We start from the raw sequence: 15,944 nt of genomic DNA, 5'->3' as shown, positions 1-15,944 counted from the left end.
CTCCAGCCGGGACCCCCGGTCACAGCCAGTCGTCGGGGCGGGGCCAGCTGAACAACCGCTCGACCTCGGTGCGCGGGCGCGTGGCCGCGTACCGGCCCCGGTAGAACAGCAGCGGTGAGCCGTGGTCCGGGGATTCGGCGCCCAGTGCGCGCACCCGGCCGATCACCACGTAGTGATCACCCGCCTCGTGCACGGTTTCCACGTCGCAGTCCAGCCAGGTCAGGGCACCCCGCAGGACCGGCGAACCCGAGGGACCGGCGTACCAGTCCACAGTGGCGAACTTGTCCACGCCCCGCGCCCCGAACACCGCGCTGAGTTCCTGCTGTTCCTCCGAGAGCACGTTGACCGCGAACGAGCCGCTGCGTTCGATCACCGGCCACGAACCGGAGGTTTTCGCCGGGCAGAACAACACCAGCGGCGGGTCGAGCGAGAGGGCGGCGAAGGACTGGCAGGCGAACCCGACCGGCGAGGTGCCGTCGTGCCCGGTCACCACCGCGACACCGGTGCAGAAGTGCCCCAGTACCGCGCGGAAGCGCGCCGCGTCGATCGCCGCCGTCGCGGTCACTGCTGCTGCGCCCCGATCGAGAAGTCGTGACCCCACAAGGAAACCGCGGTGCTCTCGCGCGCCATCCAGTTTTCGTCGTCGACCTGCCTGCCCTCGCAGCCGAACTCGATGTCGAAGCCGCCGGGCGTCTTCATGTAGAACGACAGCATCAGGTCGTTGACGTGCCTGCCCAGCGTCGCCGACATCGGCACTTTCCGCCGCAGGGCGCGGTCCAGGCACAACCCCACGTCGTCGGTGTTCTCCACCTCGACCATCAGGTGCACGATCCCGCTCGGCACCGGCATCGGCAGGAACGCCAGGCTGTGGTGACGCGGGTTGCAGCCGAAGAACCGCAGCCAGGCCGGTTCCCCGTCGGCGGGCCTGCCGACGAACTGCGGCGGCAACCGCATCGAGTCGCGCAGCCGGAACCCCAGCACGTCGCGGTAGAAGGTCAGCGCCGCGGCGTCGTCGTGAGTGGACAGTACGACGTGCCCGAGCCCCTGCTCCTCGGTGACGAACCGGTGCCCGTACGGGCTCACCACGCGCCGGTGCTGCAACGCGATGCCGTGGAAGACCTCGAGCGTGTTGCCGGACGGGTCGTCGAAGGTGATCATCTCCACCACGTGCCGGTCGGCCAGCTGCTCGGCGGTGCCCTCCTTGAACGGCACCTCGTGCGCGGCCAGGCTCCGGCGGACCTCCTCCAGCTCCGCGGCGTTGGCCACCTCCCAGCCCGCCTGCGCGAGCCGGTCGGCCTCCCCCGGCACGATCACCAGCCGCGCCGGGAAATCGTCCATCCGCAGATAAAGCGCGTCGGGATCGGCGCCCTTGCCCTCGACCATGCCGAGCACCTTGAGCCCGTACTCACGCCAGGCCGCCAGATCGGTGGCCTCGATGCGCAGATATCCCAGCGACCGGATGCCCATTTACCCCACACCTCCACCGAGGAATTCGATGGCGAGCCGGTTGAACTCGTCGAACTTCTCCAGCTGCGCCCAGTGCCCGCAGCGGCCGAACACGTGCAGCTGCGCGCGCGGAATGTTCTTCAACGCCACCAACGCGCCGTCGAGCGGGTTCACCCGGTCCTCGCGGCCCCAGATCAACAGCACCCGCTGACGCAGGCGGTGCACGTCACGCCAGAGCATGCCCTGCTCGTAACTGTCCGGCCGCATGAACGAGGCACCCATCGCGCGCATCGCCGCCAGCGACTCGGGCGCGCTCGCCAGCGCGAACCGCTCGTCGATCAGCTCGTCGGTGATCAGCGACTGGTCGAACACCATCACCCGGAGAAAGGCTTCCATGTTCTCCCGGCTGGGCTTCGCGCCGAACGCGGCCAGCTTGCCGACGCCCTCGGTCGGATCCGGCGCGAACAGGTTCACGCTCAGCCCGCCCGGCCCCATCAGCACCAGCCGGCCCGCGCGTCCACCGTGGTCCAGCGCGAGCCGGACCGCCGCGCCACCACCGAGCGAGTTGCCGACCAGGTGCGCGCGCTCGATGCCGAGCTTGTCCATCAGCGCGACCACGGCATCGGCGCTGTGCTTGAAGTACTGCGGGTGCTCGGTCGGCTTGTCCGACCGGCCGAACCCCGGCTGGTCCACCGCGATGGCGCGGAAGGCCTTGCCGAACACCGGCAGGTTGCGGCCGAAGTTGCTCCACGCCGAGGCACCCGGCCCGCCGCCGTGCAGCAGGATCACCGTTTCCTCGTGCTCGGCACCGGTTTCGTGGTAGTGCAGCCGGAGTTCCGGCGTCACCTGGGCGTACTGGCCTTCGGTCACCGTCACACCATCCCGTTTTCCACCGGGAGCCCGAACTCGCCGGTGCCGAACATCGTGTACGCGCGTTCGGGATCGTTCGCCGCGTGCACCCGGCCCGCGTGCGCGTCCCGCCAGAACCGCTGGATCGGCGTGCCGGTCTGCAGTGCGCGGCCGCCGGAGTTCTCGAAGAGCCGGTCGATCGCGAAGATCGCGCGCTCGGTACCGCGCACCTGGTCGCGGCGGACCCGCAACCGGGTGGCGAACGGGAGCTTCTCCCCCGCGCACGCCAGCTGGTACAGCTCGTCGATGTTGTGCGTCAGCTGGAGCCAAGCCGCGTCGATCTCGCTGGCCGCTTCGGCGATCCGCACCTTGGCGAACGGGTCCTCTTTGGACTGCTCACCGGCGTAGGCGGCACGCACCCGCTTGCGCTGAAACTCCACGTGCGCGTCGTAGGCGCCCTGTGCCATGCCGATGATCGGCGCGGTGATGGTGGACGGGTGCACCGAGCCGTAGGGCAGCCGGTACAGCGGGCCGGGATTGACCGCCTGGCCGGGGGTCCGGCACTTCGAGGTGGCCATGAAGCTCAGTGCCCGGTGCGCCGGGACGAACACGTCGTCCACGATGATGTCGTTGCTGCCGGTGCCCCGCAGGCCGACGGTGTCCCAGACGTCTTCGATGGTGTAGTCGGCGATCGGCAACAGGTAGGTGCAGAAGTCCACCGGCTTGCCGTCGGCGTCGAAGGCGGGCGCGCCCAGCAGCACCCAGGTGGCGTGGTCGCACCCGGAGGAGAAGCTCCAGCGCCCGCTGAGCCGGTAGCCCCCGTCGACCACCTTCGCCTTGCCCATCGGGGCGTACGAGGAGGACAGCCGGACCTCGTGGTCGTCGGCCCACACGTCCTCCTGCGCCTTGGCGTCGAACAACGCCACGTGCCAGGGGTGCACGCCGAGGATGGAGGCCACCCAGCCGGTGGAGCCGCAGGCGCTCGCGATCAGCTTCACCGCGGTGTAGAAGGAAACCGGGTCGGCTTCGTAGCCGCCGTACGGCTTGGGCTGCAGCAGCTTGAAGAAGCCGGTCTCCTGCAGCGCCTTGATCGACTCTTCGGGAATGCGGCGGGCGTCCTCGGTCTCCTGTGCGCGTTCCCGCAACACGGGAAGCAGCTCGGAAACCCCGGCCAGCACACCGCCGACACTCGACTCTGTCATAGCGCCAAGACTAGAACACGTTCTCGTTTTTGTCGAGTTCCCGCAGCGTCCGCCCACTGTGGTTCCCAGCACGGCGGCCGGAGAAAACGCAGTCCGCCAGCGACAGCCCACTGACGTAGGAACGAGAACAGATTCCTACCGCCGTCCGGCCCGCGGCGTACAGGCCGGGAATGGGCCGCCGGTCGTCGCCGAGCACCCGGCCGCTGTCCTCGTCCACCACCAGCCCGCCAAGGGTGAGCATCGGGCAGGGGAACGCCAGGCTCGGCCGGATCGACACGTCGACCAGCGAGTACGGCGGTTCCCCGAGGCGGTGCGCGAAGTCGGCGGGCTTGCCCGTCGGATCGGGTATCGCCGCCGCGGCGGCCACCGTTTCGGCCAGCCCGTCCGGATCGATCCCGGCGCGGCGCGCGACCTCGGCGATCGAGCCGCCGGTCACCCGCCCGCGCTTGAGCAGGTACAACGTCTGCAACCGCTGGAACCACTGGAGGTCGCCCTGCGCCCTCGCCCGCCGGATCAGCTCCTCGTCCAGCAGCAGCCAGCCCCGGCCGCCGTGCCGGGTGATCAGCTCCTCCCCCACCGCCGCGCCGTATCGTGACTCGTCGATGACCCGCTGCCCGCGCTCGTTGACCAGCAGTCCGCCGAGGAACGCGCTCGGCGGGGTCAGGAAGCGCCACGCCGAGACGCGCCCCAGTTCGGCGGTCGCGCCGCCGGCCCGCCTGCCCAGCTCGATGCCCGAACCGTCGTCACCCGCGGTGCCGAGCTGCAGGCCGCCCCGGTAGGCGGGCGCGTGCTCGCGCACCCAGTCCCGGTTGGCGATGAAGCCACCGGCGGTGAGGATCACGCTGCGTGCGGAGATCTCGATCTCGCGCGCGAACCGCTCCTCGATCGCCGTTACCCGGCGGTTCAACAGCTTCCGCAGCGCGGGCACGTAGATGCCGGGCTTCGCGGACCACTGGCCGAGCACCCGGTGGAGCGTCTTCGCCCAGCCGGGCGCGTCACGCAGCGTCGTCGCGATCAGTCCGGTCACCGTGCCGTCGCCCGACTGGACCAGCCTCCGCACGCGGGTCTGCGGCAGCACCTTCGCGCGACGGCGGACCGCCGCCGCGAGCGGCTTGAACAGGGCTTTTCCGGAGGTTCCCCGCCCCTTGGCGCGATGCCCGCGCGGCGCGGGCGCGGCGACCTCACGGAACGCGCCGGAAGCCTCGCTGCCGGAGTAGTAGAGGTAGTGCCGGTTGCCGGGGTACGACGTCTTCTCCGGGCACAGGCTGCCTTCGAACGGCACGCCGTGCCCCTCCAGCCAGCGGATCATCTCCACGCTGCCCTCGCAGAAAGCACGCAGGGTCCGCTCGCTCACCACGTCCCCGGCCTCCAGGCGGAGGTAGGCATACATGGCGTCCACCGAGTCGCTGACACCCGCGTCCCGCTGCTGGGCGGTGCCACCACCCGCGTAGACCACGCCACCGCTGATGGCCGTCGCGCCACCGCCGGAGAACCGGTCGAGCACCAGCACGTCGGCCCCGGCTTCGGCGGCGGCCAGCGCGGCACACGCGCCCGCCGCCCCGAATCCGGCCACCACGACATCGGCTTGCACAGGTCCGCTCACCCCGTGCAGCCTAGAACTGAAACACGTTCTCGTCTATGGTGACCCATAGTGCAGCGACCAGCTGTTCGCATTTCTATAACGCGTTCCAGTAACACGGGAGGCTCGAATGCCCGACGAGTTCGACGTCGTGGTGGTCGGCAGCGGTGCCGCCGGCATGACCGCCGCACTCGCCGCGGCCCGGCACGGACTGAGCGTGGTGGTGCTGGAGAAGGCCGCCAAGTACGGCGGTTCCACCGCCCGGTCCGGTGGTGGGGTGTGGATCCCCGGCAACGAGGCGCTGCGCGCGGCCGGGATCGACGAACCGCCCGAGCGGGCCCGCGACTACCTCGAAGCCATCGTCGGTGACGTGGTGCCCGCCGAGCGGCGGAACACCTACCTGGACCGCGGCCCCGAGGTGATCGATTTCCTGCACCGCGAAACGCCGCTGCGGTTGTGCTGGGTCCCCGGTTACTCCGACTACCACCCGGAAGCGCCGGGCGGACGGCCCGGCGGGCGCTCGGCCGAGCCGAAACCGTTGGACGCCAGGGTGCTGGGCGACGAACTCAAGAACCTCGAACCGCCGTACAGCGCCCCGCCCGCCGGTGTCCCGCTGATGCAGGCCGACTACCGCTGGCTCAGCCTGCTCGCCCGGCACCCGCGCGGCGTGCTGCGTGTGTTCCGCCTCGGCGCGCGGTGGCTGGCCGGGCGGCTCACCGGCAAGCGCCAGCTCGCCATGGGCCAGGCACTGTCCGCCGGGCTGCGCGCCGGGTTGCTGCGCGCCGACGTGCCGGTCCGGCTCGACACCCCGCTGGTGGACCTGTGCACCGAAGGCGATCGTGTCACCGGCGTGGTGGTCGGCGGCGGCACCGAGATCAAGGCCAGGCTCGGTGTGGTGCTGGCCTGCGGCGGATTCGAGCGCAACGCCGAGATGCGGGCCAAGTACCAGCGGGCGCCGATCGGTACCGAATGGACAGTCGGCGCGGAGGCCAACACCGGCGACGGCATTCTCGCCGGGCTCAAGCTGGGCGCCGCCACCGACCTGATGGACGACGCGTGGTGGGGCCCGTCCATCCCGCTGACCGGCGGGCCGTGGTTCGCCCTCGCCGAGCGCTCCCGGCCGGGCTGCCTGCTGGTCAACGAACGCGGCGAGCGGTTCGTCAACGAATCGGCGCCGTACGTCGAAGCCGTGCACGCGATGTACGGCGGCGAGCACGGCCAGGGCGAAGGACCCGGCGAGAACGTGCCGGCCTGGCTGATCTTCGACCAGCGCAACCGCAACCGGTACATGTTCACCGGGCTCGGTCCGCGCCAGCCGCTGCCGGGCCGCTGGTACAAGTCGGGGGTCGCGGCCAAGGCCGCCACCCTGCGCGAGCTGGCCGATTCGACCGGACTGCCTGCCGACCGCCTCGAAGCCACCGTGGCCCGGTTCAACGGTTTCGCCCGCGAGGGCGTGGACCAGGACTTCGGCCGCGGCAAGAGCGCCTACGACCACTACTACGGAGACCCGCTCAACAAGCCCAACCCGAGCCTCGGCCCGGTGGACAAGGCGCCGTTCTACGCGGTGCGCGTGGTGCCGGGTGACCTGGGCACCAAGGGCGGTCTGCTGACCGACACCCGCGCCAGGGTGCTGCGCGCGGACGGCTCGGTGATCGACGGGCTGTACGCGGCGGGCAACACCAGCGCCGCGGTGATGGGCCACACCTACGCGGGGCCCGGCGCGACCATCGGGCCGGCGATGGTCTTCGGCTACCTTGCGGCCGAGGACCTCGCGGCCAAGAATCGAACCGGAGGTACGCGATGACCGAGAGCTTTCGCACGATCGACGCCGGTGCACCACCGACCCGGTTCGCCAGGGGCTGGCACTGCCTCGGCCTCGCCGAGAGCTTCCGCGACGGGAAACCCCACGCCATCAACGCCTTCGGCACCAAGCTGGTGGTGTTCCAGTCCGGCGACGGCAAGCTGAACGTGCTCGACGGGTACTGCAGGCACATGGGCGGCGACCTGACCCAGGGCACGGTCAAGGGTGACGAGATCGCCTGCCCGTTCCACGACTGGCGCTGGGGCGGCGACGGCAAGTGCAAGTCGATTCCCTACGCCAAAAGGGTTCCGCTGCGGGCACGCACGCGGTCGTGGACCACGTGCGAGGAGAACAAGCAGCTGTTCGTCTGGCACGATCCCGAGGGCAATCCGCCGCCGCCGGAGCTGGCGATCCCGCGCATCGACGGCATCTTCAGCGGTGAGTGGAGCAACTGGACCTGGGACTCGGTGCTGATCGAGAACTCCAACTGCCGCGAGATCATCGACAACATGGTCGACATGGCCCACTTCTTCTACATCCACTACGCGTTCCCGACCTACTTCAAGAACGTGTTCGAGGGCCACATCGCCACCCAGTACCTGAACACCAAGGGGCGCCCGGACATGGGCATGGCCTCGAACTACGGCGGCGAGGAGAACCTGCTCCGCTCCGAGGCCTCCTACTACGGCCCGTCCTACATGATCAACACGCTGCTCAACACCTACAAGGGCTTCGAGATCGAGAACGTGCTGATCAACTGCCACTACCCGGTCACGGAGAACTCCTTCGTGCTGCAGTGGGGCGTGAGCGTGAAGAAGCTGCCCGGGGTGGACGACGAGCAGGCGGACAAGATCGCCGGCAAGTTCGCCAAGAGCATCGGCGTCGGTTTCCTGCAGGACGTGGAGATCTGGCGCAACAAGTCACGCATCGACAATCCGCTGCTGTGCGAAGAGGACGGTCCGGTCTACCAGCTCCGCCGCTGGTACGAGCAGTTCTACGTGGACGTCGCCGACGTCACCCCGGAGATGACCCAGCGGTTCGAGTTCGAAGTGGACACCACGAGGGCCAACGAGGTGTGGGCGGTGGAAGTACAGGAGAACCTGGCCAGGCAGGCCGCCGAGGCGGAGGTCTGAGGTGGCCCCGCCCTACACCGCCTTCGGCTCTCCGGTGGCTTCGGCCGAGGAGACCAGGGAGTTCCTCAGCGGCGGGCTGGCGCCGGTCGGCTGCCGGACCTGCGCGGTGCGCGTGCTGGTGAAGAAGAACAGCCCCAAGCACACCAGCATCCAGTGGACGACCGACAGTTCGGCGTGCCCGGTGTACGCGGCGTCGGACCGGCCTGCCGCGCTGCAGGACACCTGCCCCGAACTGCAGCGCAGCATCGACGAGGACGTCCGGGCCGGGGCTCTGGGGGTAGCCGGTGAGTGAGGTCCGGCGCCTGCGGGTGGCGGACGTGATCGCCGAGACCGCCGAAGCGCATTCGCTGGTGTTCGAACCGGCCCCCGGCATGGACTACCGGCCGGGCCAGTTCCTCACCCTGCGGGTACCCAGCGACCGCTGCGGCTCGGTGGCGCGCTGCTACTCGCTGTCCAGTTCCCCGCACACCGGTGATCCGCTGACGGTCACGGTGAAGCGCACCGGCTACGCGTCCAACTGGATCTGCGACAACATCCGGCCGGGGGCGGAGATCGAGGTGCTGCCGCCCTCCGGCTTGTTCTGCCCGCCGGATCTCGACGCGGACCTGCTGCTGTTCGCCGCGGGCAGCGGCATCACCCCGGTGATGTCCATCGTGAAGTCCGTGCTGGCCAAGGGAACCGGCCGGCTGATGTTGGTGTACGCCAACCGCGACGAGCAGTCGGTGATCTTCGCGCGGGAGCTGCGCGAGCTGTCCGCGTCCATGCCGGACAGGCTCACCGTGGTGCACTGGCTCGAATCCGTGCAGGGCCTGCCGTCGGTCGAACAGCTGCAGGCGTTCGCCGCGCCCTTCCCCGGCCGCCCGGCATTCCTTTGTGGACCGAAGCCGTTCATGGCGGCCGCGCAGACCGGGTTGAAGTCGCTGGGCTGGGACCGCAAGCTGATCCACATCGAGAAGTTCCTTTCCCTGGACGGGAATCCGTTCGACGAGGTGGCCGAGGAGGTCACCGAACCGTCGGACGAGCCCGACGCCACGGTGCACGTCGATCTCGACGGCGAGCAGCGCTCCCTTTCGTGGCCACGGGAACGCAAGCTGCTCGACCTGTTGCTCGACGCGGGGCTCGACGCGCCCTACTCCTGCCGCGCCGGGCAGTGCAGTGCCTGCGCTTGCCGCCTGGTCTCGGGCAAGGTGAAGATGCTCAACAACGAAGTACTCGATTCCGACGACCTCGACGAGGGCATCGTGCTGGCGTGCCAGTCGGTTCCGCTCACCGATGAGGTTTCGGTCAGTTACCAATAGTAGTTCGGGGGTCCGGGGGTCGTCCCCCGAGCAGACAACAGAGAGTGGTGCGCATGCCCATCGACCCGGCTGTCGCGATCGGCGCGGAACTCGGCGAGGAGCAGTTCTCCTGGACCGCGTCCGAAGTCCAGCTCTACCACCTCGCACTCGGCGCGGGCGCCGATCCGGTCGATCCGCGTGAACTGCGGTACGTGCTGGAGGACGATCTGCGGGTGCTGCCCACCTTCGCCACGGTGGCCGCCTCGTTCCACTGGACCGAGCCGCCGGCCGTGGCCTTCCCCGGCGTGTCGATCGACCTGAGCAAGGTGGTGCACGGCACCCAGGAGGTCGTCGCGCACCGCCCGCTGCCGGTGGCTGGCAAGGCCACCTCGCGGACGAAGGTGGTCGACGTGCTGGACAAGGGCAAGGCCGCGGTGATCATCCGCGAGACGGTCACCCTGGACGAGCACGGCAGTCCGTTGTGGACGGCCCGGTCGAGCATCTTCGCCAAGGGCGAGGGCGGTTTCGGCGGGCACCGGGGCCGTTCGGCGAAGGTACCGGCACCGGGCCGCGAGCCGGATCTTGTTGTCGACACGGCGACTCTGCCGCAGCAGGCGCTGCTCTACCGGCTCTGCGGTGACCGCAACCCGCTGCACGCCGATCCCGCGTTCGCCGCCCGCGCCGGGTTCGACCGGCCGATCCTGCACGGCCTGTGCACCTACGGGATCGTGGCGAAGGCGGTCACCGACGCCGTGCTCGACGGCGACCCGGCGGCCGTCGGCTCGTGGTCGGCGAAGTTCGCCGGGGTGGTGTTCCCCGGCGAAACCCTGCGCACCTCGATCTGGCGTGAAGACAGCCGGTTCGTCGTGGTGGCCACGGTGCCCGAGCGCGACGACGCGGTGGTGCTCTCGGAAGGCGTGCTGAACGCTACGACGTGAGCACGAGGCCGCTGGTCGGCACCCCGGTGCCCGCCGTGACCAGCACGCGCTCGGCGCCGCCGACCTGGTTGGCCGCCGTGCCGCGCAGCTGGCGCACGCCCTCGGCGATGCCGTTCATCCCGTGGATGTAGGCCTCGCCGAGCTGCCCGCCGTGCGGGTTCAGCGGGAGCGAGCCGTCCAGTTCCAGGTGGCCGTCGGCGATGAAGTCCTTCGCCTCACCTCGGCCGCAGAAACCCAGCTGTTCCAACTGCATCAGCACGTACGGGGTGAAGTGGTCGTAGAGCACGCCGACGTCCATATCGGACGGTGACAGGCCGGACTGCGCCCACAGCTGCCGCGCCACCACGCCCATTTCCGGCAGTGCGGCGAGGTCGTCGCGGTAGTAGCTGGTCATCACGTACTGATCGGTCCCGCTGCCCTGGGCGGCCGCGGCGATCAACGCGGGCAGGTGCGGCAGGTCGCGGGCGCGCTCGGCGCTGGTGATCACCAGTGCCACCCCGCCGTCGCTTTCCTGGCAGCAGTCCAGCAACCGCAGCGGTTCGGCGATCCAGCGGGAGGACTGGTGCTGTTCCAGGGTGATCGGCTTGCCGTGGAACCAGGCGTGCGGATTGGTCGCCGCGTGCTTGCGGTCCACCACCGCGACCCGGCCGAAGTCCTCGCTGGTGGCGCCGTACTCGTGCTGGTAGCGCCTGGCCAGCATGGCCACCGTCGCGGCGGGCGTGGCGATGCCCACCGGGTAGTGGAAGCTGTTGTCCACCCCGGAGGAGTTCACCTGCTGCGCGGCCCCCGCGGACACCTGGCCGAAGCGGTGCCCCGAGCGCTCGTTGAACGCCCGGTAGGCCACCACGACCTCGGCCACGCCGGTGGCCACCGCCAGCGCCGCCTGCTGCACGGTCGCCGCCGCGGCACCGCCGCCGTAGTGGATCCGGCTGAAGAAGGTCAGCTCGCCGATGCCCAGTTCCCTGGCCACCGAGATCTCGCTGTTGCCGTCCATGGTGAAGCTGACCAGTCCGTCCACATCGGACAGGTTGAGCCCGGCGTCGGCGACCGCGGCGCGCACGCACTCGGCCGCCAGCCGCAGTTCGCTGCGGCCGGAGTCCTTGGAGAACTCGGTGGCGCCGATCCCGGCGATGGCGGTGGTTCGCGAGAACGTCACGCGCCACCTCCCGGCAGCACGACCCGCACGGTGCCGCTGAGGTGCTCACCCAGCGCCCCGCGTCCGGTCACCTCGACGACCACCTCGTCACCCTCCTGTTCGGACACCCGGCCGGAGAGCACGAGCGTGTCGTAGGCGTAACACGGCACACCGAGGCGGATGCCGATCGAGCGGATCAGCGCCTCCGGCCCGGCCCACTCCGAGACGAACCGCTGCACCAGCCCGTTGTCGGTGAGGATGTTGGCGAAGATGTCCTTCGAGCCGCGGGTGATCGCCGCGTCCCGGTCGTGGTGCACGTCCTGGAAGTCGCGGGTGGCGATGGCCGTGCTGATCACGAAGGTCGGCGTCATCTCGATCTTCAGCTCGGGCAGCTCGGTGCCCACCACCGCGCTCACCGGGCCACCCGCCAGGCGGGCAGCGTGAGTTCGTCGTCGATCCGGAGGAACGCCGTCTCGACCTTCAGTCCGATGTGGACTTCATCGGGTTTCGCGTCCAGCAGTTCACCGAGCACCCGCACGCCTTCCTCCAGTTCCACGAGGGCGACCACGAACGGCAACTCCTTGCCCGGCACGGGCGGGTGGTGGTGCACCACGTAGCTGTAGACCGTGCCGCGCCCGCAGGCGACCTGGTAGTCCGGCACGGCGCCGAGATCGCCGTCCGGTGGCATCGGCCCCGGCGGGTGGCGGAGCACGTCGCCCCAGCGCTGGATGCGCAGCTCACCCGCCTTCGTACCCTCCCAGAAGAACGCCGTGTCCGGGCTGATCACCGGCCGCAGCACGGCGGCACCCGGCGCGTCGACGACCTTCGGGCGCTGCTCGCGCGGGCGGAACTTGAGCACGCGGAACACCATGTCCGCCACCAGTTCCTCGCCCACGTACCAGTTCGTCCTGGTGGTGACGAACCAGCCCTCACCCAGCGCGGTCTGCTTCGGCCCCTTGACCTCTTCGAGTTGTGTGGTGGCCGCGACGTGCTCACCGGGACGCAGGTAGCGGTGGTAGGTCTGGTCGGAGTTGGTCGCCACCACCGAGGTGAAGCCAGCTTCGTCCAGAACGGACATCATCGCGCCCAGCGGGTCGTCGGCGGCGCGCTTGCCGTGCAGGCCGCCCATCGTCCACACCTGCGCCATCGCCGGTGGTGCCACCACCCCGCCGTGCACCGACTTCCCGGCGAACTCCTGGTCCACGTACACCGGGTTCGTGTCGCCGATGGCCTCGACCCAGTTGTTCACCATGGCCTGGTTCACCGGGTCGCGGGCCAACCGCCGGGCCGACTCCCCGCCCGCCGCGATGCGCTCGGCCGCCGCCTCGATGTCCACCTTCACCCCCGTCATCGCGGCACCCTCGGCAGGCCGAGCCCGGCCGTGGCGATCAGCTCGCGCTGGACCTCGTTGACGCCACCGCCGAAGGTCAGCACCAGGTTGCGCTTGGCCAGCCGGTCGAGCAGTTCGGCCAGTTCGGCGGTCTCCGGATCGGCGAGATCCCCGTGCCGCCCGACGATCTCCTCGCACAGCCTGCCGATCCGCTGCACGCGCTCCGAACCGAGCACCTTGGTCGCCGAGGCGTCCGCTATGTCCACACCGGACGGTTTGGCCACCGAGGCCACCTGCCAGTTGAGCAGTTCGTTCACCCTGGTCACCGCGCGGGTCTCGGCCAGCACGGCCCGCACGTCGGGCAGGTCCAGCAACGAGTTCGCCGCCGCCCACGCCCGCACGCGGTCGTACAGGCCGCCGATGCGCCCGGCCGGGCCGAGCATCACGCGCTCGTGGTTGAGCTGCGTGGTGATCAGCCGCCAGCCCGCGTTCTCCTGGCCCACCAACCGGTTCACCGGTACGCGCACGTCGGAGAAGTAGGTGGCGTTGGTGTGGTGGGCGCCGTCGCAGGTAATGATCGGCGTCCAGCTGTAGCCGGGGTCGCTGGTGTCGACGATCAGGATCGAGATGCCCTTGTGCTTGGGCGCGTCCGGATCGGTGCGCACGGCAAGCCAGATGTAGTCGGCGTCGTGGCCGCCGGTTGTGAAGATCTTCTGGCCGTTGACTACGTACTCGTCGCCTTCGCGGACCGCGGTGGTGCGCAACGAGGCCAGGTCGGTGCCCGCTTCCGGTTCGGTGTACCCGATCGCGAAGTGCAGCTCGCCGTCGAGGATCTTCGGCAGGAAGAACTCCTTCTGCTCCTCGGTGCCGAACGCCTGCAGGGTGGGGCCGACGGTCTGCAGCGTCACCGAGGGCAGCTGCACCTCGGCCCGCGCCGCCTCGTCGGCGAAGATGTGCTGCTCCAGCTCGCCGAACCCGCGTCCGCCGTACTCCTTCGGCCAGCCGACGCCGAGCCAGCGGTCCCGGCCCATGCGCCGCACGATCTCCCGGAACACCTTGCCGTGGCGCTCGCGCACCATCGCCCGGCGTTCCTCCGGAGAGACCAGGCCGGCGAAGTACGCCCGCAGTTCGTCGCGGAGCTGTTGCTGCTCCGCGGTGAGTTCGAGGTGCATCAGGCCCTCCCCGCCAGCTCGCCGAGCCGGTGTGCGTGACCGCCGAGGTACCGCACGAGATCCTTGGCGGCGGCCGAATAGCGGTGCATCGGATAACTCGTGTCCACGCCGAGCCCGCCGTGCAGGTGGTGGCAGCTGCCCATGGCGAGCGGCACCTGTTCGGCCGCCCAGTACGCCGCGACATCGAGTTCCTCGTCGGCGTCGCGTCCGGTGGCCAGCCGCCAGATCGCCGAGGTGGTGCTCAGGTGCACGGTCCGCGAGGCGATGTAGACGTCGGCGATCTGCTGTGCCACGGCCTGGAAAGCCGCCAGCGGCCTGCCGAACTGCACCCGCTCCCCCACGTGCTTGGTGGTCAGCTCCAGTGCCCCGGCGAGCAGGCCGTCGAGCGTGGCCAGCGTGCCGGCGAGCGCGAACCGGTGCACGCCGTCGAGCGTGCCGCCGAGCAGATTCCGTTCGTCCACCGGGGTTTCCGCGAACGTCAGCCGGTGCTCGGGGGCGCTGCCGGAGTAGTACGACTCCTCGACGGTGACCCCGGGGGCCTTCGGATCAACCAGGAACACGCCGGTGCCGACCGGCAGCGAGGCGGGCACGAGGATCCGCGTGGCTTCGGCGGCCCTGGGCACCGCGGTTTTGATGCCGTTGAGCAGCCAGCCACCGTTCGCCTGCGACGCCGTGGTGGACGGCCGCGCCGGGAACGGTGCCGACGGCTCGTGCAGGGCGGCGGTGAGCACCTCGGTGCCGTCGCCGACACCGGGCAGGAACGCGGCTCGCTGCTCTGGCGTGCCGAAGGCGTCGAGCGGCAGCGCGCCCAGCGCCAGTGTGGGCAGGGCCGGGACATCGGCGGCGGCGCGGCCGATCTCGGTGAGCAGGGCGCAGACTTCGGCGACGCCGAGCCCGTCCCCGCCGAGGTCGGCGGGCAACGAGAGGGCGAGCAGGCCCGCCTTGGCCAGCGCGGGCCAGGAATCGGCTTCACCACGCAGGATCTGCGCCGCCAGCTCGGTGACCGCGGCCTCGTGCGCACCGGGGGTGAAGTCCACTCGGGCCTCCTAGCTCCTTGCGCCGGGATCAAACTGAAACCTGTTCTAGTTTTAGCCCGGATCCGGCGCTACGGCAAGCCCCCGCGGAAGGTCGTCCGGTAACTGCTCGGCGAAACCCCCAGCGCGGCCTGCAGGTGCTGGCGCAGGGAGGAGGCGGTGCCGAAGCCCGCTTTCTCGGCGACGCGGTCCACCGGCAGGTCGGTTTCCTCCAGCAGTTGGCGGGCCCGCTCCACGCGTTGCTGGGTGAGCCACCGCGCCGGGGGCATGCCGACCTCGTCGGCGAAGCGCCGGGTGAAGGTGCGCACGCTCATCGCGGCCTGCTTCGCCAGGTCGTGGCGGGTGAGCGGCCGGTCGAGATGGGCCAGCGCCCAGGCTCGCGCGCCGCCGGTGGACGAGGCGCGCTCCGGCGGCACCGGGCGCGGGATGTACTGGGCCTGGCCACCCTCGCGGTGCGGCGGCACCACTGTGGTCCTCGCCACTTCGTTGGCCACCGCCACACCGTGATCGCAGCGGATCATGTGCAGGCAGAGATCGATCCCGGCGGCCTCGCCCGCCGAGGTCAGCACGTCGCCGTTGTCGGTGTAGAGCACGTCGGGATCGAGGTCGACGCGCGGGTACAGGCGGCGGAAGTCCTCGGCCGACTTCCAGTGCGTGGTCGCCCGCCTGCCGTCGAGCAGTCCCGCCGCGGCCAGCACGAAGGCACCGGTGCAGATCGAGGCGATGCGGGTGCCCGGCCGGATGCGGGCGAACGCACCGGCCAGCTCGGCGGACAGGCGGCCGTCGGTCTCCGTCTCGTCCGGCTCGTGGGAGGCCAGGACGAGGACGGTGTCGGCGCGGTCCAGCACCTCGGGCCCGGCGTCGACGTGGATCGGGAAGTCGGCGTCGGTGCGGACCTCGCCGGGGGTGAGTGCGCAGGTCACGACCTCGTAGAGCGGGTCGCCGTCCGGTGTGGCGGCCCGGCCGAACATCTGGTGCACGATGCCCAGCTCGAGCGGCATCACCCCGTGGCGAACCAGCGCGGCGACGAGTGACATGGCCCAATTCT

At 70.3% G+C, this 15,944-nt stretch carries 16 protein-coding genes; 5 read left to right on the top strand and 11 right to left on the bottom strand.

Annotated features, from left to right (window positions below; genetic code table 11):
• Window positions 1-19: 19 nt before the first annotated feature.
• Genes hsaB through YIM_RS14330 form a run of 5 tightly spaced genes read right to left on the bottom strand, consistent with a single transcriptional unit; the run spans window position 20 to window position 5,100 of the window.
• On the bottom strand, window positions 20-565 hold the full coding sequence (hsaB, locus tag YIM_RS14350) for a 3-hydroxy-9,10-secoandrosta-1,3,5(10)-triene-9,17-dione monooxygenase reductase subunit (protein WP_153030841.1): 546 nt from the start codon (window positions 563-565) through the stop codon (window positions 20-22).
• Window positions 562-1,467 carry an iron-dependent extradiol dioxygenase HsaC gene (gene hsaC / locus YIM_RS14345; protein ID WP_153030840.1) on the bottom strand — a complete coding sequence of 302 codons (906 nt, stop codon included), beginning with the start codon at window positions 1,465-1,467 and terminating at the stop codon, window positions 562-564. The genes hsaB and hsaC overlap by 4 nt, the downstream gene beginning before the upstream one ends.
• Complete coding sequence (gene hsaD / locus YIM_RS14340; RefSeq protein ID WP_194240149.1) at window positions 1,468-2,316, bottom strand: 4,5:9,10-diseco-3-hydroxy-5,9,17-trioxoandrosta-1(10),2-diene-4-oate hydrolase; 849 nt, start codon at window positions 2,314-2,316, stop codon at window positions 1,468-1,470.
• A 2-nt stretch (window positions 2,317-2,318) separates the two neighbouring features.
• On the bottom strand, window positions 2,319-3,497 hold the full coding sequence (hsaA, locus tag YIM_RS14335) for a 3-hydroxy-9,10-secoandrosta-1,3,5(10)-triene-9,17-dione monooxygenase oxygenase subunit (protein ID WP_153030838.1): 1,179 nt from the start codon (window positions 3,495-3,497) through the stop codon (window positions 2,319-2,321).
• Window positions 3,498-3,507: 10 nt separating this feature from the next.
• Window positions 3,508-5,100 (bottom strand): FAD-binding protein, encoded by a 1,593-nt coding sequence (locus YIM_RS14330; protein ID WP_194240148.1) that lies wholly within the window; start codon window positions 5,098-5,100, stop codon window positions 3,508-3,510.
• Window positions 5,101-5,206: 106 nt separating this feature from the next.
• Between YIM_RS14330 and kstD the strand changes: the two genes are divergently transcribed.
• The 5 genes from kstD to YIM_RS14305 are packed head-to-tail and all read left to right on the top strand — an operon-like array spanning window position 5,207 to window position 10,225.
• Entirely contained in the window at window positions 5,207-6,880 is a 1,674-nt protein-coding gene (kstD, locus tag YIM_RS14325; RefSeq protein ID WP_153030837.1) for a 3-oxosteroid 1-dehydrogenase, read from the top strand.
• Window positions 6,877-8,010: a Rieske 2Fe-2S domain-containing protein gene (locus YIM_RS14320; RefSeq protein WP_153030836.1), complete on the top strand. Its 1,134-nt coding sequence runs from the start codon at window positions 6,877-6,879 to the stop codon at window positions 8,008-8,010. The genes kstD and YIM_RS14320 overlap by 4 nt, the downstream gene beginning before the upstream one ends.
• A 1-nt stretch (window position 8,011) precedes the next feature.
• Entirely contained in the window at window positions 8,012-8,302 is a 291-nt protein-coding gene (locus YIM_RS14315) for a hypothetical protein (RefSeq protein ID WP_304506022.1), read from the top strand.
• Entirely contained in the window at window positions 8,295-9,308 is a 1,014-nt protein-coding gene (locus YIM_RS14310) for a ferredoxin--NADP reductase (RefSeq protein WP_228004716.1), read from the top strand. Before YIM_RS14315 ends, YIM_RS14310 begins: the two co-directional genes overlap by 8 nt.
• Window positions 9,309-9,361: 53 nt before the next feature.
• On the top strand, window positions 9,362-10,225 hold the full coding sequence (locus YIM_RS14305) for a MaoC/PaaZ C-terminal domain-containing protein (protein ID WP_153030835.1): 864 nt from the start codon (window positions 9,362-9,364) through the stop codon (window positions 10,223-10,225).
• Here YIM_RS14305 and YIM_RS14300 read toward each other — a convergent pair.
• The 6 genes from YIM_RS14300 to YIM_RS14275 all read right to left on the bottom strand — a co-directional run bounded on the left by YIM_RS14300 (window position 10,215) and on the right by YIM_RS14275 (window position 15,933).
• Complete coding sequence (locus YIM_RS14300) at window positions 10,215-11,381, bottom strand: lipid-transfer protein (RefSeq protein ID WP_153030834.1); 1,167 nt, start codon at window positions 11,379-11,381, stop codon at window positions 10,215-10,217. The genes YIM_RS14305 and YIM_RS14300 overlap by 11 nt on opposite strands.
• Window positions 11,378-11,731 (bottom strand): acyl dehydratase, encoded by a 354-nt coding sequence (locus YIM_RS14295; protein WP_153036974.1) that lies wholly within the window; start codon window positions 11,729-11,731, stop codon window positions 11,378-11,380. The genes YIM_RS14300 and YIM_RS14295 overlap by 4 nt, the downstream gene beginning before the upstream one ends.
• Before the next feature lie 41 nt (window positions 11,732-11,772).
• Window positions 11,773-12,696: a bifunctional MaoC family dehydratase N-terminal/OB-fold nucleic acid binding domain-containing protein gene (locus YIM_RS14290; protein ID WP_153036973.1), complete on the bottom strand. Its 924-nt coding sequence runs from the start codon at window positions 12,694-12,696 to the stop codon at window positions 11,773-11,775.
• An 11-nt stretch (window positions 12,697-12,707) separates the two neighbouring features.
• A complete protein-coding gene (locus YIM_RS14285; protein ID WP_153030833.1) occupies window positions 12,708-13,862 on the bottom strand; it encodes an acyl-CoA dehydrogenase family protein in 1,155 nt (384 codons plus the stop codon).
• The gene (locus tag YIM_RS14280) at window positions 13,862-14,899 is read right to left on the bottom strand and encodes an acyl-CoA dehydrogenase family protein (protein WP_153030832.1); all 1,038 of its coding nucleotides are present in this window, start codon (window positions 14,897-14,899) and stop codon (window positions 13,862-13,864) included. The genes YIM_RS14285 and YIM_RS14280 overlap by 1 nt, the downstream gene beginning before the upstream one ends.
• A 68-nt stretch (window positions 14,900-14,967) precedes the next feature.
• Entirely contained in the window at window positions 14,968-15,933 is a 966-nt protein-coding gene (locus YIM_RS14275) for a GlxA family transcriptional regulator (RefSeq protein ID WP_153030831.1), read from the bottom strand.
• Window positions 15,934-15,944: the final 11 nt, after the last annotated feature.

The organism is Amycolatopsis sp. YIM 10 (assembly GCF_009429145.1).
Classification (GTDB): Bacteria; Actinomycetota; Actinomycetes; order Mycobacteriales; family Pseudonocardiaceae; genus Amycolatopsis.
The sequence above is the reverse complement of the archived record's forward strand: the minus strand, read 5'-3'. Positions and strand labels throughout refer to the sequence as shown.